Annotated in this window: 23 protein-coding genes and 1 pseudogene; 19 read left to right on the plus strand and 5 right to left on the minus strand. The window is 36.4% G+C overall.

Translation table 11 applies throughout. The features are described 5' to 3' along the window. The first annotated feature begins 7 nt into the window (after positions 1 to 7). From ACB104_RS01625 to ACB104_RS01715, 19 genes and pseudogenes are all read left to right on the plus strand, one after another. A complete protein-coding gene (locus ACB104_RS01625; RefSeq protein WP_370476534.1) occupies positions 8 to 1,318 on the plus strand; it encodes an ABC1 kinase family protein in 1,311 nt (436 codons plus the stop codon). Next, complete coding sequence (locus ACB104_RS01630) at positions 1,318 to 1,950, plus strand: flavin reductase family protein (protein WP_370477090.1); 633 nt, start codon at positions 1,318 to 1,320, stop codon at positions 1,948 to 1,950. Before ACB104_RS01625 ends, ACB104_RS01630 begins: the two co-directional genes overlap by 1 nt. Further along, entirely contained in the window at positions 1,947 to 3,377 is a 1,431-nt protein-coding gene (locus ACB104_RS01635; RefSeq protein WP_370476535.1) for an SDR family oxidoreductase, read from the plus strand. The genes ACB104_RS01630 and ACB104_RS01635 overlap by 4 nt, the downstream gene beginning before the upstream one ends. Continuing rightward, positions 3,367 to 3,513 (plus strand): DUF2256 domain-containing protein, encoded by a 147-nt coding sequence (locus ACB104_RS01640; RefSeq protein ID WP_370476536.1) that lies wholly within the window; start codon positions 3,367 to 3,369, stop codon positions 3,511 to 3,513. Before ACB104_RS01635 ends, ACB104_RS01640 begins: the two co-directional genes overlap by 11 nt. Before the next feature lie 12 nt (positions 3,514 to 3,525). Then, positions 3,526 to 5,057 (plus strand): annotated as a pseudogene (locus tag ACB104_RS01645) (cryptochrome/photolyase family protein). An 88-nt stretch (positions 5,058 to 5,145) separates the two neighbouring features. Continuing rightward, on the plus strand, positions 5,146 to 5,574 hold the full coding sequence (locus tag ACB104_RS01650; RefSeq protein ID WP_370476537.1) for a hypothetical protein: 429 nt from the start codon (positions 5,146 to 5,148) through the stop codon (positions 5,572 to 5,574). After that, positions 5,571 to 5,843 (plus strand): TIGR03643 family protein, encoded by a 273-nt coding sequence (locus ACB104_RS01655; protein WP_370476538.1) that lies wholly within the window; start codon positions 5,571 to 5,573, stop codon positions 5,841 to 5,843. Before ACB104_RS01650 ends, ACB104_RS01655 begins: the two co-directional genes overlap by 4 nt. A 49-nt stretch (positions 5,844 to 5,892) precedes the next feature. Next, entirely contained in the window at positions 5,893 to 6,588 is a 696-nt protein-coding gene (folE, locus tag ACB104_RS01660; RefSeq protein ID WP_370476539.1) for a GTP cyclohydrolase I FolE, read from the plus strand. A gap of 4 nt (positions 6,589 to 6,592) precedes the next feature. Further along, positions 6,593 to 6,826: a hypothetical protein gene (locus ACB104_RS01665; protein WP_370476540.1), complete on the plus strand. Its 234-nt coding sequence runs from the start codon at positions 6,593 to 6,595 to the stop codon at positions 6,824 to 6,826. A 153-nt stretch (positions 6,827 to 6,979) separates the two neighbouring features. After that, positions 6,980 to 7,195 carry a hypothetical protein gene (locus ACB104_RS01670; protein WP_370476541.1) on the plus strand — a complete coding sequence of 72 codons (216 nt, stop codon included), beginning with the start codon at positions 6,980 to 6,982 and terminating at the stop codon, positions 7,193 to 7,195. 23 nt (positions 7,196 to 7,218) lie between these two features. Continuing rightward, positions 7,219 to 7,902, plus strand: coding sequence for an SDR family NAD(P)-dependent oxidoreductase (locus tag ACB104_RS01675; protein WP_370476542.1), 684 nt, complete (start codon positions 7,219 to 7,221; stop codon positions 7,900 to 7,902). Positions 7,903 to 7,905: 3 nt separating this feature from the next. After that, positions 7,906 to 8,367: a TspO/MBR family protein gene (locus ACB104_RS01680; RefSeq protein ID WP_370476543.1), complete on the plus strand. Its 462-nt coding sequence runs from the start codon at positions 7,906 to 7,908 to the stop codon at positions 8,365 to 8,367. A gap of 2 nt (positions 8,368 to 8,369) precedes the next feature. Then, positions 8,370 to 8,837, plus strand: coding sequence for an SRPBCC family protein (locus ACB104_RS01685; RefSeq protein WP_370476544.1), 468 nt, complete (start codon positions 8,370 to 8,372; stop codon positions 8,835 to 8,837). Next, positions 8,834 to 10,138 carry a cryptochrome/photolyase family protein gene (locus ACB104_RS01690; protein WP_370476545.1) on the plus strand — a complete coding sequence of 435 codons (1,305 nt, stop codon included), beginning with the start codon at positions 8,834 to 8,836 and terminating at the stop codon, positions 10,136 to 10,138. The genes ACB104_RS01685 and ACB104_RS01690 overlap by 4 nt, the downstream gene beginning before the upstream one ends. Positions 10,139 to 10,247: 109 nt before the next feature. Next, positions 10,248 to 10,760: a CIA30 family protein gene (locus ACB104_RS01695; protein WP_370476546.1), complete on the plus strand. Its 513-nt coding sequence runs from the start codon at positions 10,248 to 10,250 to the stop codon at positions 10,758 to 10,760. Positions 10,761 to 10,969: 209 nt separating this feature from the next. Then, positions 10,970 to 11,404: a universal stress protein gene (locus ACB104_RS01700; RefSeq protein ID WP_370476547.1), complete on the plus strand. Its 435-nt coding sequence runs from the start codon at positions 10,970 to 10,972 to the stop codon at positions 11,402 to 11,404. A gap of 157 nt (positions 11,405 to 11,561) precedes the next feature. Continuing rightward, complete coding sequence (locus ACB104_RS01705; RefSeq protein WP_370476548.1) at positions 11,562 to 12,176, plus strand: fumarylacetoacetate hydrolase family protein; 615 nt, start codon at positions 11,562 to 11,564, stop codon at positions 12,174 to 12,176. 29 nt (positions 12,177 to 12,205) lie between these two features. Beyond that, positions 12,206 to 14,128 carry a DUF294 nucleotidyltransferase-like domain-containing protein gene (locus ACB104_RS01710; protein WP_370476549.1) on the plus strand — a complete coding sequence of 641 codons (1,923 nt, stop codon included), beginning with the start codon at positions 12,206 to 12,208 and terminating at the stop codon, positions 14,126 to 14,128. Between the two features lies 1 nt (position 14,129). Beyond that, positions 14,130 to 14,792 (plus strand): 3'-5' exonuclease, encoded by a 663-nt coding sequence (locus tag ACB104_RS01715; RefSeq protein ID WP_370476550.1) that lies wholly within the window; start codon positions 14,130 to 14,132, stop codon positions 14,790 to 14,792. On the opposite strand, the gene ACB104_RS01720 is transcribed toward ACB104_RS01715, so the two are convergent. The 5 genes from ACB104_RS01720 to ACB104_RS01740 form a co-directional block, all read right to left on the minus strand. Continuing rightward, positions 14,745 to 15,047 carry a hypothetical protein gene (locus tag ACB104_RS01720; protein WP_370476551.1) on the minus strand — a complete coding sequence of 101 codons (303 nt, stop codon included), beginning with the start codon at positions 15,045 to 15,047 and terminating at the stop codon, positions 14,745 to 14,747. The two genes, ACB104_RS01715 and ACB104_RS01720, sit on opposite strands and share 48 nt — an antisense overlap. Before the next feature lie 216 nt (positions 15,048 to 15,263). Further along, the gene (gene acs / locus ACB104_RS01725) at positions 15,264 to 17,171 is read right to left on the minus strand and encodes an acetate--CoA ligase (protein WP_370476552.1); all 1,908 of its coding nucleotides are present in this window, start codon (positions 17,169 to 17,171) and stop codon (positions 15,264 to 15,266) included. A 92-nt stretch (positions 17,172 to 17,263) separates the two neighbouring features. Beyond that, the gene (locus tag ACB104_RS01730) at positions 17,264 to 18,997 is read right to left on the minus strand and encodes a sodium:solute symporter family protein (protein WP_370476553.1); all 1,734 of its coding nucleotides are present in this window, start codon (positions 18,995 to 18,997) and stop codon (positions 17,264 to 17,266) included. Further along, positions 18,987 to 19,241, minus strand: a complete 255-nt coding sequence (locus ACB104_RS01735) for a DUF4212 domain-containing protein (protein ID WP_370476554.1) — start codon at positions 19,239 to 19,241, stop codon at positions 18,987 to 18,989. Before ACB104_RS01735 ends, ACB104_RS01730 begins: the two co-directional genes overlap by 11 nt. Positions 19,242 to 19,369: 128 nt before the next feature. Beyond that, on the minus strand, positions 19,370 to 20,734 hold the full coding sequence (locus ACB104_RS01740) for an alanine/glycine:cation symporter family protein (protein ID WP_370476555.1): 1,365 nt from the start codon (positions 20,732 to 20,734) through the stop codon (positions 19,370 to 19,372). Positions 20,735 to 20,818 lie beyond the last annotated feature (84 nt).

Raw genomic sequence — 20,818 nt, forward strand, 5'->3', positions numbered from 1 at the left:
CATACATATGAAGACCATTGACAGCATACCGACCTCAAAAATCCAGCGTGCCACAAAACTAGTTTCAACAGGTGCAAAGGTTGGGGTAAACTATTTAAAATATTATGGCGACAAACTGGTTAGCACGCAAGAGGAAGCCAAAGAACGCCTTAACAAAAATAATGCCTCCGATATATATGACGGCCTTAAACAGTTAAAGGGAAGCGCCCTAAAAGTTGCGCAGATGCTCAGCATGGAAAAAAGCATTATGCCCCAAGCCTACGTTGAAAAATTTTCATTAGCACAATTTTCTGTTCCACCGCTGTCCGCTCCATTGGTCATTAAAACATTTAAAAAATATTTTGGCAAACACCCAAATGAGCTTTTTGATACTTTCAACGCAACTTCTGTAAATGCTGCCAGTATTGGTCAAGTGCATTTGGCAGAGAAAAATGGGAAAAAACTTGCTGTGAAAATCCAATATCCAGGAGTTGCGGAAAGTATAGCTTCAGATTTGGCCATGGTTAAACCTGTGGCTATGAGCATGTTCAACATTAAAGGAAAAGATTCTGATAAATACTTTAAAGAGGTTGAAAATAAACTTATTGAAGAAACCAATTACCTCTTAGAGATAAAGCAAAGTAAAGAAATAGCCAAATCTTGTCAGCATATTTCAAATTTAAAATTTCCGGAATATTATGAGGAACTTTCATCAGAACGCATTATAACTATGGATTTTATGTACGGTGAACACCTTTCGGAATTTACCGGACACAACCAAGACAAAAACAAGGCAGACAAATTGGGGCAAGCGCTTTGGGATTTCTATATGTACCAAATTCACCAGTTAAAAAAGGTACATGCGGACCCACATCCCGGTAATTTTTTGGTTTCAAAAGATGGAGAACTTATTGTATTGGATTTTGGTTGCATGAAAACCATTCCTGAAGAATTTTACATCCCATATTTTGAGCTAGCCAAAAAAGAAAACATTAACAATCGAGAATTTTTTGTTTCCAGACTTTATGAACTTGAAATTTTAAAGAAAGAGGACAGCGCTGAAGAACAGAAATTTTTCACTGAAATGTTTCTTGACATGTTGAGTCTCTTTACACAACCTTTTCACCAAAGCACTTTCGATTTTTCTGATGCTGGTTTCTTCGGAAAAATAGCCGAACTGGGCGAGCGATACTCGAAAAGCACCGAATTACGAAAAATGAACGGTAACCGAGGTTCCAAACATTTCATTTATATAAACAGAACGTTTTTTGGTCTTTACAACTTAATGTTCGATTTAAAGGCGCAGAATATTAAAATAGACAACTATTTAAGATTATGATGCAATATTTTAATGAAACCGACATACAGAATCTAAGCCACATTTATAAAATCAACTTGATTAATAGCTGCTCAGGCTACAAGTCAGCCAATTTAATTGGCAGCATTTCTAAAGATGACGTTGAAAATGTTGCTATTTTCAGTTCAGTTACACACATAGGCTCTAGTCCCGCCATGTTGGGCTTCTTTTTACGCCCAACCACCGTACCAAGAAACACCTATAAAAATTTGAAAGAAACTGGCGTCTATACAATTAATCACATTCATAAAGATATTGCAAGTGAAGCACACCATACCTCCGCCAAATACGATTTTTTAGTTTCAGAATTTGATGTCACCAACCTTCAACCTGAATATAAATCTGGATTTTCAGCACCTTTTGTAAAGGATGCTCCAGTGCAAATAGCCATGCAGTTTGTTGAGGAATATCACATTAAGGCCAACGACACCATTTTGGTAATAGGCAAAATAGTTGGTCTATTTATAAAAGAAAACTTAATTGAGGATGATGGATTCATCAACCTATCAAAGGCTGAAGTAGCCGCTATAAATGGATTAGACGGATATGCTATACCCCAAGGCAAAACACGCTTTGGCTACCAAAGACCAAAAACATTAATAGGCAACAGATGACAATTTTAGTAACGGGTGCAACAGGCTATATAGGCAAACGCCTTATCCCTTTTTTGTTAAATGAGGGGCACACCATTCTTTGTGCTGTACGGGATAGATTAAGAGCAGATAAAAGCTATTTAGATGAGGAAAAAGTTTATGTCATTGAAGCCGATTTTTTAAAGCCAGAAACCCTTAAAAATATCCCAAAAGACATTGACGTAGCCTATTACCTGATACATTCCATGTCTAATTCCTCAAAAGATTTTAAATCTCTTGAAGAACAATGCGCTTTGAACTTTAAAAATTACATGGAAACCACTAATGTCAAACAGGTTATATACCTGAGTGGTATTACCAACGAAGATAAACTTTCAAAACATTTACAATCCAGAAAAAACGTTGAAGAAATTTTGGCCTCCAACCGCTATGCTTTAACTATTTTCAAAGCGGGTATTATTGTTGGTTCGGGCAGCTCTTCTTTCGAAATTATAAGAGATTTGGTTGAAAAACTTCCTTTTATGATTGCCCCAAAATGGCTCAACACCAAAACACAACCCATTGCAGTTAGGGATATTTTGTCCTTTTTACACAAAGCTGCTGGCCATGAGGCATTATTTAATAAAACTTTTGATGTTTTCGGGCCTGAAATCATCACCTATAAAGACATGCTGCTACAATTTGCAGAGGTTAGGGACTTAAAACGCTATATACTTACGGTACCAGTTATGACGCCCAAATTATCATCATATTGGTTATATTTTGTCACCTCAACCTCCTACAAATTGGCTGTTACGCTGGTAGATAGCATGGGCGTTCAAATAATTGGACAACCAAGTGATATCAACAAGATTTTAAAAGTTAAGCCATTAACCTATAAAAAAGCCGTAAAACTGGCTTTCGAAAAAATTGAGCAAAACAGTATAGTTTCAAGTTGGAAAGACTCCATGGTGAGTAGTGGTCGGCTTAAAAACAATTTATATAAATATATTAACGTTCCCAAATTTGGTTGTTTTAAGGATTATAAAGAACGACGTATTAATGATGCCCAAAAAACCATTGACAAAATTTGGAGCATTGGCGGAAAAACAGGCTGGTATTATGGCAACTTTTTATGGCGCATAAGGGGTTATTTAGATAAACTTTTTGGAGGTATTGGTCTACGTCGTGGACGCACAAGCCCAACACATCTGGATGCAGGCGATGCCCTTGATTTTTGGCGTGTTATTTTTGCTGATAAATCCCAGCAAAAACTATTGCTTTATGCCGAAATGAGGCTGCCCGGTGAGGCTTGGCTGGAATTCAAAATTGAAGACAACCTACTTAAACAAACGGCCACCTTTAGACCTCGAGGGCTTTGGGGCAGGCTATATTGGTACAGTATACTGCCATTTCACGTTTTTATTTTTTCTGGAATGATAAATAAACTCGTTAAGGTTGAATCGTAAAAAAGAATACTTACCACAAAAAACATGTCCGGTTTGCAAACGCCCATTTAGTTGGCGCCAGAAATGGGAGAAAAACTGGAATAATGTGACTTATTGTAGCGAACGATGCAGGAGAAACAAAACCATTTTGGTTTAGACTTTATTTAAAATGAAAACCCTCAGGCTTATTTTAGGAGACCAATTGAATATAAAACACTCATGGTTTAAAGAGGTTGACAACGATGTGACTTATTGTCTTTTTGAAATGCGCCAGGAAACCGACTATGTAAAACACCACATTCAAAAGGTAATCGGTTTTTTTGCGGCCATGCGGCAGTTTTCAGCAGATTTGCTAAGTAAAAACCACCATGTTATCTATTATAGAATCAATCACCCTAAAAACAAACAGAGCTTAACCGAAAATCTTTCAAAAATCATAAAAACCTACAACTTTCAAACGTTTGAATATATCTATCCTGACGAATATCGTTTAGACAAACAGCTAAGCGATTTCTGCAAAACTTTAGGCATGCCATCAAAAGTTGTTTCTGCCGAACACTTTTACAACCGAAGAGATGACCTGAAGCATTTTTTCAAAGGGAAAAAGCAATATCTCATGGAAAATTTTTACCGAGATATGCGTAAAAAACATAATATTTTAATGGTTGGCAATCAACCTGAAGGCGGCAAATGGAATTTCGACAAAAATAACAGAAACAAGTGGAATGAAGATGTTGAAATTCCACAGTACAAATATTTTATAAATCATGTTGCGGAAGTTGTAAACGACATTAATAAATCTGGCATAGAAACTATTGGAACATTCAAAACCAAAACATTTCCTTACCCAATTATAAGAATACAGGCACTGGAACAACTAAAATATTTTTGTGAACATTTGCTCATGCATTTTGGCGATTATCAAGATGCCATGCATACCAAAGAACATTACTTGTTTCATTCAAGGTTGTCCTTTGCAATGAACTTAAAGCTTATTTCGCCAAAAGACGTGGTAAAAACAGTTTTAAACTACTACAGAAAACATAGTACCGAAATCCATATCTCCCAAGTTGAAGGGTTCATCAGGCAAATTATAGGTTGGCGCGAATATATGCGCGGCATGTATTGGGCACTTATGCCTGAGTTTAAAAACCTGAACGAGTTGAACAACCATAATAAACTTCCTGATTTCTTTTGGACCGGCAAAACAAAAATGAATTGCTTGAAACATGTCATTACCAATTCTCTAGAAAATGGATACGCGCATCATATTCAACGATTAATGATTACCGGCAACTACACCCTTTTAACCCAAATGCATCCTGATCAAGTAGACAACTGGTATTTGGGTATTTACGTAGATGCCATTGAGTGGGTACAAATTACAAACACCCGAGGGATGAGCCAGTTTGCCGATGGAGGGCTTATTGCAACCAAACCTTATGTGTCATCAAGTTCATACATCAATAAAATGAGCAATTATTGCAATGGTTGCTTTTACAACAAAAACAAAAAATTGAACACGACGCCTGCCCGTTTAACAGCCTCTACTGGAATTTCCTTGCTGAGAAGCGAGAGCAATTAGGCAATAACTTTAGAATGGGCATGATGTATAGCTTGTTAGATAGAATGGATAAACAACAACTGCAAAAAATCAAAGAAAAAGCGCGACATATTATATCGCATCAAAACCAATATTAGTTTTTTCTATTTAATCATAAACACTTTTGTTTAACTTTTTAATAATATTATTAAACATTTTGTATATTTGATTGTTACAGAACATTAAATGATACTCAACACGACTTACAACAATAAAGAGCACAAGCAACTTTTATCGGATTTAGTAGGAAATCCGTTTTCATTTTTCGAATCCGTAAGAATGAAAGGCATCGGCTCTAAACGCATGATTATTGACGAGGTAAGCCCCAATTTACAGCCTTATTTAAACATAGTATCAGATATTAATTATTCCAATATAGAACTGCGCCAGAAGGGCATTCTTGTTTTTATTAATAAAGGATTACAAAATTTTACATGGGCCATACCATATTATCATTTAGTGATGTACAAAATAAATGGAGCAAGTATACATGCCCAAGGCAAGTTCATCCATTTTAAAAACAACAGAACGTTCAAGGAGAACAAACGATTCTTTGAAAAAATGTTGGATGAGAAAATAAAACATGACGAAAAATATAATTTTCAAAACTTATGAGCTTATCCATAGTCCAAAAAGATAGAGTTATAGAAATGGCTTGGGAAGACAGAACCACGTTTGAGGCCATAAAATTTCAATTTGGCTTAGCCGAACAGGACGTTATAGAAATAATGCGAAAAGAGCTTAAAGTAAATAGCTTCAGAAGGTGGAGGGAAAGAGTTCAAGGAAGAAAAACAAAACACGAAAAATTGAGAATATTTGAGAAAGGACGCTTCAAATGCAGCCGCCAAAGACAAATTACTCAAAATAAAATTTCAAAGCGTTAACGTGCTTTGATTGATGCCACATATCAATACAGCACATAAAAAAGAGGTTATGCAATTAGAAAAAACAAGAAGAAAAACAAACAGTCATCACTTTAATGGATTATCAGTTGAAGAAATAGGAGATGATCATCTTTACACTGGCATGGAAACCCCAATGAAAAAAGATGCCTTTAAACTTAGTGATGAAGAAAAAAAGGAACGCATTTCCATTTTATTTGAAGAAATAATGGACGTTATGGGTTTAGACCTTAACGACGATTCCCTAAAAGGCACACCGAAGCGCGTTGCCAAAATGTACATTGATGAAATTTTTTCTGGATTAAACCCGGCAAACAAACCCAAAGTTGCTTTGTTTGACAATAAATATCAATATAACCAAATGTTGGTAGAAAAAAATATCACGTTTTATTCTAACTGCGAGCATCATTTTGTTCCCATTATTGGTAAAGCGCATATTGCCTATATCTCCTCTGGGAAAGTAATTGGGTTATCAAAATTAAATAGAATTGTTCAATATTATGCCAAGCGTCCTCAGGTTCAAGAGCGCTTAACCAACCAAATTGCCTTTGAATTAAAATCAATTTTAAACACCGAGGACGTTACAGTTATTATTGATGCCAAGCACCTTTGTGTGTCATCAAGAGGAATAAAAGATGACACATCGGCGACGGTTACAGCCTATTATGGAGGAAAGTTTAATAGTTCAGAAAAAATAACAGAATTACAAAATTATTTAAACAGTTAATGCCATGGATTTGATTGACAAAGCATTAGAATTTGAAAAGCGGAAATTGAAATCCTTGTCAACTAGTGATAGGGTAATGATTTCAAGAGAAGTTAAAGCCTTAATTTTAGATTTAAATAAGCTCTATAAGGTCAAAAAAGATGAAAAAATCATGGATATCATGAAACGCTTGACCACAATTAAGCAAAAAGTCGAAAAGCGATTGAAAGGATTCCCATTAACGGCACAAGAGCTATGAAGTCAATAAAATTGCCAATCATTTTAAACGAATTATTAAATTTCTCATAATTATTCTCCATAAAAATCATAAATACTATAGATTTTATTATATTGACAGATTCGGAAACTCATTAAGTTTCAAATTTGTAAAATTTTAGTACGAAGATTAAACATGGAGATTATTGACAAAGCTTTAGAATTTGAACAGCGTAAGCACACTTTTAAAACTACAAGTGAGCGTATTGAATCATCTAGAGAAGTTAAAGATTTAATTTTGAGCTTAAACACCATTTATAAAGAAGAAAAAAATCCTGATATCATGGATTTAATGAAGCGTTTAACTGTAATTAAGCAAAAAATAGAAAAACGGCTGAAGGGCAGGCCATAAAACATTAAATGCCCTAAAACCATATGAAAACAATTATTTTAATTGGTGGCAGTAAGGGCATTGGAAAAGCTTTAGTTGAAAAGCTTCTGGAACAGAATAAAGTTATAAATATTAGCAGGACCGCTCCAAAATTATCGCATAGTAACCTCACGCATCACAAATGCGACATAACCCAAGATAAATTACCGGAAATAGCGGCTGCAGACGGCTTGGTTTATTGTCCGGGCAGTATAAATTTAAAGCCCATTTCTAGATTAAGTCTTGAAGATTTTAAAAAAGATTTTGAAATTAATGTTCTTGGTGCGGTAAAGGCAATTCAAAAGTACCTTCCAGTAATTAAGGTCGGGAATCAACCTTCCATTGTCCTGTTCAGTACGGTGGCGGCTAAATTGGGCATGCCCTTTCATGCCAGCACCGCAGTAGCCAAATCTGGTGTTGAGGGATTGGTAAAATCTTTAGGAGCAGAGTTGGCTCCAACCATTCGCGTAAACGCTATAGCCCCTACAGTGACCGATACAGACTTGGCCTCATCGCTATTGAGGAATGAAAAAATGATTGAAAAAATTACGGAACGCCATCCTCTTAAAAAGTTTTTATCGCCTGATGAAGTTGCAGATATGGCTGAATTTTTATTGTCAGACAAAGCATCATCTCTTTCAGGACAAATATTCGAAATGGATTGCGGGATTGTCAGTTTAAAAATTTAAGTTATGAAGCTATTGAAATACATAATCATTTTTTTAATTAACAATTTTGGGGCATTGGCTATTGGCACTTGGCTAATGGGCAATGGTCCGCAAGATTCTTGGTACTTGAATTTGAACAAAGCTCCGTGGACACCTCCCGGTTGGGTTTTTGGTGCCGCTTGGACAACGATTATGGTGTGTTTTTCCATTTATATGGCTTTTCTCTATAAAGCAATTTCAAAGGGAATGGTTTTAGGGCTGTTTGCCTTACAGTTTATTCTAAATGTTATTTGGAATTACATATTTTTTAATCGGCATTTTATCGGCTTGGGGTTTACTACAATCTTATTTCTTACCAGTGCTATTTTCATCTTCATGATTAATTTTAAAAAAGAGATGGGGCTAAAAACCATTTTAATACTTCCCTATTTTATTTGGCTGTGTATTGCCTCATCGTTAAATGCCTATATTTTAATCTATAATTGAGAATGAAAATTTACAGATTGCACAAAAAACAAAATCTACCAATTACCATAAATGAAGCCTGGGCTTTTCTATCAGACCCTAAAAACCTCAAGGTAATTACACCCAATTATATGGGCTTCAATATTCTTTCAGGAGCAGACAGGCCAATGTATGCAGGCCAAATTATTCAATACATCGTGACTCCAGTGATGGGTATAAAAACAAAATGGGTTACCGAAATCACCCATTGTATAGATAAACAATATTTTGTGGATGAACAACGCTTTGGACCCTATTCGCTTTGGCACCATAAACATTTTATCAAAGAAATTGATGGCGGTGTTGAAATGGAAGATATTATTGATTATAAAGTACCTTTTGGTTTCCTTGGACAGTTGGTGCACCCTGTTTTAGTAAAACCTAAACTTGAAGAGATTTTCAATTACCGAACAAAAAAATTGGAAGAACTTTTTGGAACTTATAAAACATGAATGAACCCATAAATATTTTTTGGTTTAGACGTGATTTACGTTTGGATGACAACCATGGTTTTTACGAAGCCTTAAAAGGTGATTGCCCTGTAATGCCCATTTTTATTTTCGATACAGAAATTCTGGACAAACTGTCAGAAGATGACGCCCGGGTAACATTCATTCACGATACACTTCAAGGCATTCGTTCTGCAATACAAAGAGATTACGATAGCAGCATTGCCATTTTTCAAGAAAAACCAATTAATGTCTATAAAAATTTGGTCAATGAATACGACATAAATACTGTTTACACCAATCATGATTATGAACCTTATGCCATTAACAGGGATAAAGAAATCGAAACACTTCTAAAAGAAAATAACGTCCAATTCAAAACCTTTAAAGACCAAGTCATATTTGAAAAAAACGAAGTGGTTAAAAACGACGGCGCCCCTTACGTGGTGTATACGCCCTACATGAAAACTTGGAAAGAAAAATTCAACTCCTATTACCTCAAAATTTACAATACAAAACCGCATTTAAACAACTTGGTGCAACATTCGCAATTACCAAATTTAAGTTTATCAGATATTGGCTTTAAGAAATCAAAGCAGAAAATTGAACCATATACCGTCACTCCAGAACTGATTCAAAACTATGAAGCAATTCGTAATTTCCCAGCAAAAAATGGAACATCGCGTTTAGGGCCACATTTACGCTTTGGAACCGTTAGCATTAGAAAAATGGTTAAAAAAGCTATTGCCGAAAAAAATGAAATATTTTGGCAGGAATTGATTTGGCGCGAATTCTTCATGCAGATTCTTTGGCATTTTCCGCATACAGTTACCAAAAGTTTCAAGCCGAAGTATGACAACATTAAATGGCGCAACAACGAACAAGAATTCAAACTTTGGTGCGAAGGAAAAACAGGATATCCTCTTGTTGATGCCGGCATGCGCGAATTAAATGAAACTGGCTTTATGCACAATCGTGTGCGTATGCTGGTTGGTAGTTTTTTATGCAAACATTTGCTTATTGATTGGCGCTGGGGTGAGGCCTATTTCGCTGAAAAACTGCATGATTACGACATGGCGAGCAATGTGGGCAATTGGCAATGGGTAGCCGGTTGTGGGGTTGATGCCGCTCCTTACTTCCGGATTTTTAACCCCACCACACAAATTGAAAAATTTGATAAAAACCTAGAATACATAAAAACATGGGTACCCGATTTTCAGGAATTGACTTACCCTCAGCCTATTGCAGACCATAAGTTTGCGCGTGAACGCTGTTTAAAAGTTTATAAATTGGCTCTAAATTGATTAAAGTCATTCTTGATTTTTGTTAAAAGGCAACTTAATTACGAAGTTGAATATAGCGCTATAACAGTTCATAAGCCACCAACTAAAACCAATGAAATATATAATTTGCATGATAATATTATTTTCCGCAATAATCAAAAAAGTAATTTTTGATTTTGACAATAACGCAGACACCAAAGATTGGATAGTTGTAAATGATGTTGTCATGGGTGGCAAATCATTAGGCTACTTTAAAGTAAATAATTTAGGCCATGGCCTATTTGAAGGCTCTATATCTTTAGAAAACAACGGTGGGTTCTCATCAGTACACTACAGATTCGATAAAATGGAAGTAAAGGAATTCACCAAAGTTATCATCAGACTTAAAGGAGATGGGAAAAACTATCAATTTAGAGTCAAGTCAAATTCCAATGATTACTATTCCTATATAAAACCGTTTACAACCACTGGAGTATGGGAAAATATAGAAATTCCTTTAAAAGATATGTACCCTTCATTTAGGGGAAGAAGACTTGAACACCCAAATTTTTCAAAAGATTATATTGAGGAAATTGCATTTTTGATAGCAAACGGAAAAAATGAACACTTTAAATTGTTATTGGATAAAATAGCATTAGAATAGTGCATTACACTACAACTGAAATACCTTTCAATACAACAAAAAAAAACAACAATCAAGTTTAGAAAAGCAATACCTATATCTTTAAGGGATATTTGCCTAGATGATGAGGATTAAAGCCGTTAAATCTTTTTATCGGTTGTACGTGTTGGAAAAATTAAAATTTCGTACCTTATAGTATTATTATTTGGTAAAATTTATGCGTATTTAAGATGAAAAATATTTTGGTTTCTATTGATTTTGATGGCAATGAACGTGTCTTGTTAGCCCAAGCCATTATGCTAGCAAAAAAATTTGGTTCAAAAATATGGGTACTACATATTGCAGCGCCAAACCCAGATTTTGTTGGGTACGAAGCAGGACCGAAATTCGAAAGAGATTTTCGCGCTAATCAACTGCGTGAAGAGCATAAAAAAATCCAAGAATATAGTGATGCCCTAGAGGAAAAAGGATTGGATACCGAAGCACTGCTCGTTCAAGGGGCAACTGTTGAAACCATCATGGAAAAAGCAAGTGACCTGAATATCGATTTAATTATTGCCGGCCATAGCGACCACGATTTTCTTTATAAAGCCTTTATAGGAAGTGTTTCATCGCAAATTATAAAAAAATCAAAAATTCCGGTACTTATTGTTCCTTTCGACTAAACCAAGACCATCTTGAGAAGTATTATTCCCAAGTGTTCAATCATTCAACATCATAAATTATTCTTCTGAATAAATTTCCAATCCTTTTCTAGGCGTGGCTTTTAGCATCCTTATTTTATTTAAATTTACACATCTAACTTTAACACAAAACTAAATCATGAAAATACTGGCAATTGGCAAAAACTATGTCACTGATATAAATGAAATCAGCGCAAACAAAACTGGAAACCAAATCATTTTTTCAAAACCCGAGTCGAGTTTGGTTAAAAATAATAACGATGTCGCGTATCCGAGCTTTACAAATCAGTTGAACTACGAGGCTGAATTGGTCATAAAAATTGGCAGAAAAGGAAAAGATATTGATTTAGGCGAGGCTGCTTCCCATATATCTGAAATAGGCATTGGCATAGATTATACCGCTAAAGACATCTTCAATGCGTGCCGGGAAACCAAAGGACCGTGGGATTTAGGAAAAGGATTTGACGGCGCGGCACCAATTTCAAATTTTAAACCTATTTCAAATTTTCCAAATTTGAATGATATCAACTTTAGTCTATCTATAAACGGTGAAGAAAAACAAGTTGGCAATACATCCTTAATGATTTACAATTTTAGCGACATTATTGCTTTTACATCTAAATTTATGACTTTAGAGCCAGGCGACCTTATTTTTACAGGAACTCCAGCATCAGGAACGGGCGAAATCCATAAAGGAGACCATTTACAGGCTTTTATTGAAGGTGAATTGTTGTTGGACTTTAAAATGATTTAATTTTCATAGAGACGTATTAATAAAATTTTATGATTAAAAACTCTATTGCATATCGCGTTTACGATTTCTTAAAAAACTATCCACCATTCAACCTTTTAAAACAAGAAGACCTACTTGAGGTTTCTCAAAAAGTATCCATTATCTATCTTGAAAAAGGTGATACTGTTTTTAAAAAAGGTGACAGCTTTAACAGTAATTTTTACATCGTAAGAAATGGTGCCATTACGTTATATCATACAACTAATGAAAACGTTCAGGTTATTGTAAACATTTGCGATGGTGGAGATGTTTTTGGCGTTAGGCCACTTATAGCGCAAGAAGATTACAAGCTTACGGCAACCGCTAATGAAGAATCCATTGTTTACGCCATGCCCATTGAAGCTTTTAAAATAGTGAGCAACAACAATACAGACGTTTACAAGTTTTTAATCACGGCTTTTGCCACAAATACTTTCGACCCCTATACTGCTGAAGAAAACAAAAAAATATTTGTTGATTATTTGCCCAATACGGAACAAGATATTTTAAACTTTCAAGCAGCCAACTATTCAAAAAACCCTGTTACGTGCAGTCAAGAATCGTCTTTAAAGGAAGCTGCCATAAAAATGCGTAACCATAGAATTGGATGTATTATTGTGGTGGATGAAAGTGACAATCCTGTGGGCATCATAACTAACAGCGATATAAAAAATAAAATTGCCACGGGTGAATTTCCTATTGAAACTTGTGTAAAAAACATCATGAGTTCTCCAGTAATAACTTGTAAACGAGGCTTGACCGTGGCAGAGGGTCAGCTAAAAATGTTGCAGTATAACATTGGACATTTATGTATTACCAAAGACGGTACGGTCAATTCAAAACTCATTGGGGTTTTAACCCATCATGATGTATTGGCCACTTTAGGGAATAACCCAACCGTTATTTTAAAAGAAATAAAACGGGCAGACCGTACCAACAAACTAAGGGCAGCAAGGCTAACAGCCAACAACTTACTTAAAAGTTATTTGGAACAGAACATCCCCATTGGGCACATCACGAAAATCATTTCCCAAATAAACGACGCCGTAACCGTTCGTGCCATTCAAATTGCATTGAAAAAAATGCCCACAAAACCACCAGTAGAATTTTCTTGGATAGCATTGGGAAGCCAAGGCAGAAAAGAACAATTACTATTTACGGATCAAGATAATGCCCTAATTTTTGAGGATATTCCAGAAAATAAATATGAAGAAACGCAGGCATATTTTTTAGAGCTTTCCAAATTGGTGAGTAAATCATTGAATAAAATTGGGTTTCAATACTGCGAAGCCGATATGATGGCCAGCAACCCAGAGTGGTGCAAATCCATTAGTCAGTGGAAAGCCCAGTTTAAGGATTGGATTTTAAACACCGATGACAAGGCCATTTTATTGTCTTCAATATTTTTTGATTTCAATCACATTTACGGAAAAAAAAATTTGGTAGAACAACTATCTGATTCCATATATGAAACTTTGGATGAAACCACATTGTTTTTTAGGTTTTTAGGACACGATGCTCTTAAAAACCCACCACCTCTTGGCTTCTTTAAACAATTTGTTGTGGAGAAGGACAATGAGCAAAAAGACTTGTTCAACATTAAAAGTCGCGCCATTATGCCATTGGTTGACGCAGCTCGATTGCTTATTTTAAAGAATAAAGTAAAAGGCGTAAACAATACCGCCGATAGGTTTGAAAAAATGGCTGATATAGACCCCAACAACAAGGAATTGTACCAGTCTTGCGCCTATGCCTTTAAAGCACTGATTAAGTTCAAGACCAAACAAGGCTTGCTTCATAACAACTCAGGCAAATACATAGAAATTGAAACACTTACCAAAGAGGAACAGTTAAAACTAAGGCGTTGCTTTAAACCTATCCATGATATTCAAGAAGTCTTGCAAGTAAGGTTCGATTTAAAAAACTTTGCCTAATATGAAGTTTACTTGGCCTTTTAAAAAACAACCTGATTACCCCGAGTTTTTCATGACTTATTTAAGTCATTTTAAACAGAAAAACAAGGGTGAAATATACAACACCCGGTTTATAGCCTTTGACACTGAAACCACAGGTTTTAACCGAAAGGAAGACCGTGTTTTGTCCATAGGTGCCGTGGCTATTATAGGTAAGACCATTACCGTTAACGATACCTTGGAATTGTATCTAAAACAAGATGTATTTAATGCAGAAACCGTTGAAATTCATGGTTTGATGAAAAGTGGTTCTGAAGAAAAAATATCAGAATTGGAAGCCATTAAGCTTTTTTTGGATTATATAAAAGACGCCATACTTATAGCACATCATGCTGGTTTTGATAAAGCGATGATCAACAATATGTTGGCAAGGCATGGTTTAGGGAAACTAAAAAACAGGTTTATTGATACTGGAGTGATGTACAATAAATCGCTTCATATTATTTATAAAGATAACACCAAACCCTACACTTTGGACTTTTTATGTAAGGAATTGAATGTTCAACCAATTGACAGACACACAGCAACAGGCGATGCCCTAATTACAGCTTTAGTGTTTTTAAAAATCCTGGGCCGATTAGGTAAAAGAAAAAAACTGTCTTGGGGGTATTTGTTGAATAAGTAGTAGCATTATGTTATCTGCTGTAACTCCAACCATATATCGTTTTATATGCTTTTTCCTATTAATATAGTTTCCCATTTCCTCATCAAACTTGATAGAGTCTTTTTCAATTACAATTCGAGTTAATTTTTCGGTTGGATATCTATTTGTGTAATATCCAAAACCCTTTACAATTAATTCACCGTTCTTTTTTTTATATGAAAACCTATAAGAACCATCTATTTTTTCAATGCCCGTCATATCGGCTTTATTATTCACTTTTTTCTAGGGATTTAGAGAAATATATATTCCATCTGTAATTACCTTTGGCTCAATTTTCAAGGAATCAATTTTTATTCCAGTATTATTTGTAATTTCAAAACGGGCAATTACTCGGTTATTACATGAAAAGAATATTAAAAATAGTACTAACACTATGAATAATTGATTTTTCATAGTTCTGTTTTTGAGGTTTGGTAAGTGACACAACTGCTATCAAAGAGCATTATCAATAATATCCTGCACCACTTCAGGGTTTAGCAATGTACTGGTATCTCCCAAGTTACTGGTGTCTTTACAGGCTATTTTACGTAAAATACGACGCATGATTTTCCCAGAACGGGTTTTAGGCAAACCAATGGTAAACTGAATTTTATCAAGCTTGGCAATTGGGCCGATATGCTCGGTAATAATTTGGTTAATTTCCTTGCGTAAGTTGTTTTGGTCCCTGCTTTCTCCAGTGTCTTTCAAAATAACATAACCATACAAAGCATTTCCTTTAATATCGTGCGGGAACCCAACAATGGCGCTTTCGGCAACCGCAGGGTGTTCGTTAATGGCGTCTTCAATAGGTGCTGTTCCCAAATTATGGCCAGATACAATAATTACATCATCTACCCTGCCCGTAATCCTGTAATAACCAACCTCATCCCGCATGGCTCCATCGCCTGTAAAGTAATTGTTTTCAAACGCTGAAAAATAGGTGTCCTTATACCTCTGGTGGTTGCCCCAAATAGTTCTTGCTATACTTGGCCACGGAAACTTAATGCACAAACGGCCATCAATTTGATTGCCTTTTAGCTCCTTACCGTTTTCATCCATCAATGCTGGTTGTATGCCAATAAACGGCAGTGTGGCGTATGTCGGTTTTGTGGGCGTAACAAATGGTATAGGCGAAATCATGATGCCTCCCGTTTCGGTTTGCCACCAAGTATCCACAATCGGGCTTTTCTTTTTACCAATATTATCGTTATACCAATGCCAAGCCTCTTCGTTAATAGGCTCACCAACGGAACCCAATACTTTCAATGATGATAAGTCATGCTTTTCAATTAAATCTACTCCTTCTTTGGCCAAAGCACGGATGGCCGTGGGCGCGGTATAGAATTGGTTGACTTTGTGCTTTTCAACTATTTCCCAAAAACGTCCAAAATCAGGATAACTAGGCACTCCCTCAAACATGACTGTGGTTGCCCCATTTGCCAACGGACCATAGACAATATAACTATGCCCGGTTATCCATCCTATATCTGCTGTGCACCAATACACATCATTTTCTCTATATTGAAATACGTTTTTAAACGTGTAAGCCGTATAAACCATGTAACCCGCCGTGGTATGCACCATACCCTTTGGCTTGCCCGTTGAACCAGAAGTGTACAAAATAAACAATGGGTCTTCGGCATTCATAATTACAGGATCGCAATCGCCATAAGCTTCATCTAAAAGCGGTTTTAGCCAAAGGTCGCGGCCTTCTTTCATAGTAATATTGGAATTGATGCGCTTGGCCACTAAAACCCTATTTACACTTGGGCATACTTCCAAAGCTTCATCAACAATACCTTTTAAGTCAATAGTTTTCGAACCACGATAAGAACCATCACTGGTAATGACCATTTTACAGTCGCTGTCGTTTATCCTAGTTGCCAAAGCGGTGGAAGAAAATCCTGCAAAAACAACGGAATGAATGGCGCCTATTCTGGCACAGGCCAAAACCGAAATGGCCAATTCGGGAATCATGGGCAAATAAACACATACCCTATCACCCTTTTTTATACCTTGTCCTTTTAAAACATTCGCAAATTTATTAACCCTTTCGTGCAAGTCCTTATAGGTTATATGTTCAGCAGGTTCTTTGGGGTCGTTGGGCTCAAACAAAATGGCCGTTTTATCACCACGGGTGGACAAATGTCTATCTACGCAGTTCTCGGTAATATTGAGTTGTGCCCCTTCAAACCACTTTATTTCGGGTTTACTGAAATCCCAACTAAGCACATTGTCCCATTTTTTTCGCCACATGAAATGCTCCTCGGCCACTTCTTCCCAAAAATTTTCAGGCTCACGGATTGATTTTCGGTAAACTTGATAATATTCTTCTAAATGTTTTATATGATAATTACTCATAATATCTGGTTAATCTATGTAAAATAAAGACTAAGTTAATTAATAGTTTTTTAGATTCAAAGTAGATTTATTCCTACTTAGGAATGACAAAATTAATGCCCTTTAGCTCCTTCTCCTGCGCCACTTGGAATTCTAATATTTTCTACAATATCTTGAACATCTTCTGGAGGTGGTGGTGTGAATTGCACAATAACGATGGATACAATAAAATTTAAAACCATGGCCACAACACCAAAACCTTCCGGTGAAATACCAAACCACCATTCGCTTTTATCAGGTGTAACCTCATCAAACCATCCTAGTCTATATTTTACCATATATAAAACCATAGCGACAATCCCCACAACCATACCGGCAATGGCACCCTCCTTGTTCATTTTTTTATAGAAAATCCCTAAAATAATGGCAGGGAAAAACGATGCAGCCGCCAAACCAAAAGCTAAAGCAACTGTAGCGGCAACAAATCCTGGTGGATTGATACCGAAATATCCAGCAACACAAACCGCAACAACAGCTGAAAAACGTGCTGCAATAAGTTCGCCTTGTTCAGAAATATTCGGGTTTATCATCTTTTTTATTAAATCATGTGACACTGAAGACGAGATAACCAACAACAATCCTGCGGCAGTTGATAAAGCTGCAGCCAATCCACCAGCCGCAACTAAAGCAACAACCCAGTTTGGTAGTTTGGCAATTTCAGGATTTGCTAAAACCATGATGTCGTTATCAACCACCAATTCATTTTTATCCTTGTCCGCCACATATTGAATGAGTCCGTCGTTGTTTTTATCCGTAAAGGTAATCAGTCCAGTTGATTCCCATTTTTTAAACCATTCCGGTACAGTTTCATAGGGTTTATTTGAAACTGTTTCAATCATATTTGTTCTGGCAAAAACCGAAACCGCAGGAGCTGTGGTATACAAAATTACTATGAGCAACAATGCTAATCCAGCAGATTTACGAGCATCCCTTACTCGTTTTACTGTGAAGAAACGGACAATAACATGGGGCAAACCAGCGGTTCCCACCATTAAGGCCAAGGTGATGGCAAAAACATCAATCATTGATTTTGACCCTTCGGTATATTCAGCAAACCCCAGGTCGGTACTCAAACCATCCAATTTATCCAATAAATATGTTCCCGACCCATCGGCAACGGTACTTCCAAAGCCTAATTGAGGAATAGGGTTTCCTGTCATTTGAATGGAAATGAAAATAGCAGGCACCATAAAGGCAAAAATCAGCACGCAATATTGCGCCACTTGGGTATAGGTAATGCCCTTCATACCTCCCAAAACGGCATAAAAAAGCACAATAATCATCCCGATGATGACACCTGTGTTGATATTTACCTCCAAAAAACGAGAAAACACCAAACCAACGCCACGCATTTGTCCAGCAACATAGGTAAACGATACTAAAAGTGCACAGATAACGCCCACCAATCTGGCGGTATTTGAATAATAGCGATCGCCAATAAAGTCTGGAACGGTAAACTTTCCGAATTTACGTAAATAAGGCGCCAACAGAAGTGCCAACAGCACATAACCTCCTGTCCAGCCCATTAAATAAACGGCACCGTCATAACCGGCAAAGGAAATAATCCCAGCCATGGAGATGAACGAAGCTGCACTCATCCAATCAGCTGCAGTTGCCATTCCATTGGCCAAAGGCGAAACACCACCTCCAGCTACATAAAACTCTTTTGTTGAGCCAGCCCTGGACCACATGGCAATTCCGATATATAAGGTGAATGTTAGTCCGACTAAAATATAGGTCCAATTCTGCACGCCGATAGACTCAGCCAAAAATATACTACTTATCATACCCATATTTTTTATCTAGTTTATTCATTAATCGCACATACACAAAAATGAGTATCACAAATACATACATTGAGCCCTGCTGGGCAAACCAAAAGCCAAGTTTAAAGCCTCCTATTTTTATTTCATTCAAAGCATCTTTAAATAAAATACCTGCTCCAAAAGAGACCAGAAACCATATGATTAATAGGATAAATAGATACCTAATGTTTTCTTTCCAATAGGCTTTTGCATTGTTTTTTACCATTTTATTTAGTTTTAGTTGGTTATTAATCTTTTCAAGTAGGAAGGGCTATTAAATTAAATAATCTAGCCAATTTCAAAAAGACCATTTATCAAATAAATAACCTAATTTACTCAATTCCATCCTGTACTTTACTGCTTCAATCTATATTTAAAATATGTTTTGGCTTCCTTTACGACTTTTGGGGATAGTATAATTGTTGCCAACATTGTAGGGACAGCCATTAGAGCAAAAACACCATCAATCAAATTAAGCATCACAGTAAAGGGGGTTGTTGCAGCTAATATAATGCTTACAATATAGAAGTAATTGTAGTACTGCTTTTTATCCGCCCCTATTATAAAGGACAGACATTTTGATCCGTAATAAGAATAGGAGAATAAAGATGAGACGCTAAAAATGAAAATACAAACCATAAGCAAGTATTTGCCATAACCTGGCATGGTTTGGTTAAATGCTGCCGCCGTTAAGCTAACGCCATTCTCTACCGAAGTTTGCCAAACACCTGTAACCAAAATAGCCAACGCCGTAAGAGTACAAACAACCAAAGTATCGATGGCAGGCCCCAGCATAGCAACCAAACCTTCGCGTACAGGTTCGTCTGTTTTTGCCGCCCCATGTGCCAATGGTGCTGTACCAATACCTGCTTCATTGGAAAATGCCCCACGACGAATGCCCAACAAAATGAGTGCGCCCAAAACGCCACCCATAAATGCTTCACCATTGTAATAAATTCCAGAAAAGGCATCGGTAAAAATCATTAGAAAATATTTTGGAACTACTTGATAATTAGAAATCAAAATATACGCTACTAAAATAAAATACAAAAGCACCATAGATGGTACCATTTTGGATGCTGCGTTGCTAATTCGTTTCAATCCACCCAATATAATTGCAGCAGTTAGAATCACTAAAATTGTCGCCAGAATTAAATTGGACTTCAATCCTACTTTTACCCCATTCGGGATCAATACTATATCGTTAATGGCCTGAACCAATTGATTCACATTCACAACGGGCAAAGCACCAATCATTCCAAAAACACAAAACATAATGGCGAGTGGTCTCCATGACTTTCCCATACCTTCAACTATAAAATACATAGGACCGCCCTGCAATTCTCCGTCACTGTCTTTTCCCCGAAACATCACCGCCAATGTACATGTAAAGAATTTGGTGGACATGCCCACAATGGCACTTACCCACATCCAAAACATAGCACCGGGGCCTCCGACCGAAATGGCTACTGCCACCCCAGCAATATTACCCATACCAATTGTAGATGACAGTGCCGTTGTTAAGGCTTTAAAATGTGAAATTTGCCCTGGGTCATTGGGGTCATCATATTTTCCCCATAACACAGCAATAGCATGACCAAAATATCGAAAGGGTAAAAATTTGGATAAAACCAAAAGATACAAGCCTCCTCCAATAAGCAAAATAACCAGGGGCAAACCCCAAGCATAATCAGAAAAGGTCTTAATCAGTTGTTCCATAATTACCCAATATTTTATAAATATATCACTTTAAGCACATACAGATTCCATTATTTAAAAGTATATTTATACAGGTAAAAACCA

This window comes from Tamlana flava (genome assembly GCF_041287255.1).
In the GTDB taxonomy this organism is placed as follows: domain Bacteria; phylum Bacteroidota; class Bacteroidia; order Flavobacteriales; family Flavobacteriaceae; genus Tamlana; species Tamlana flava.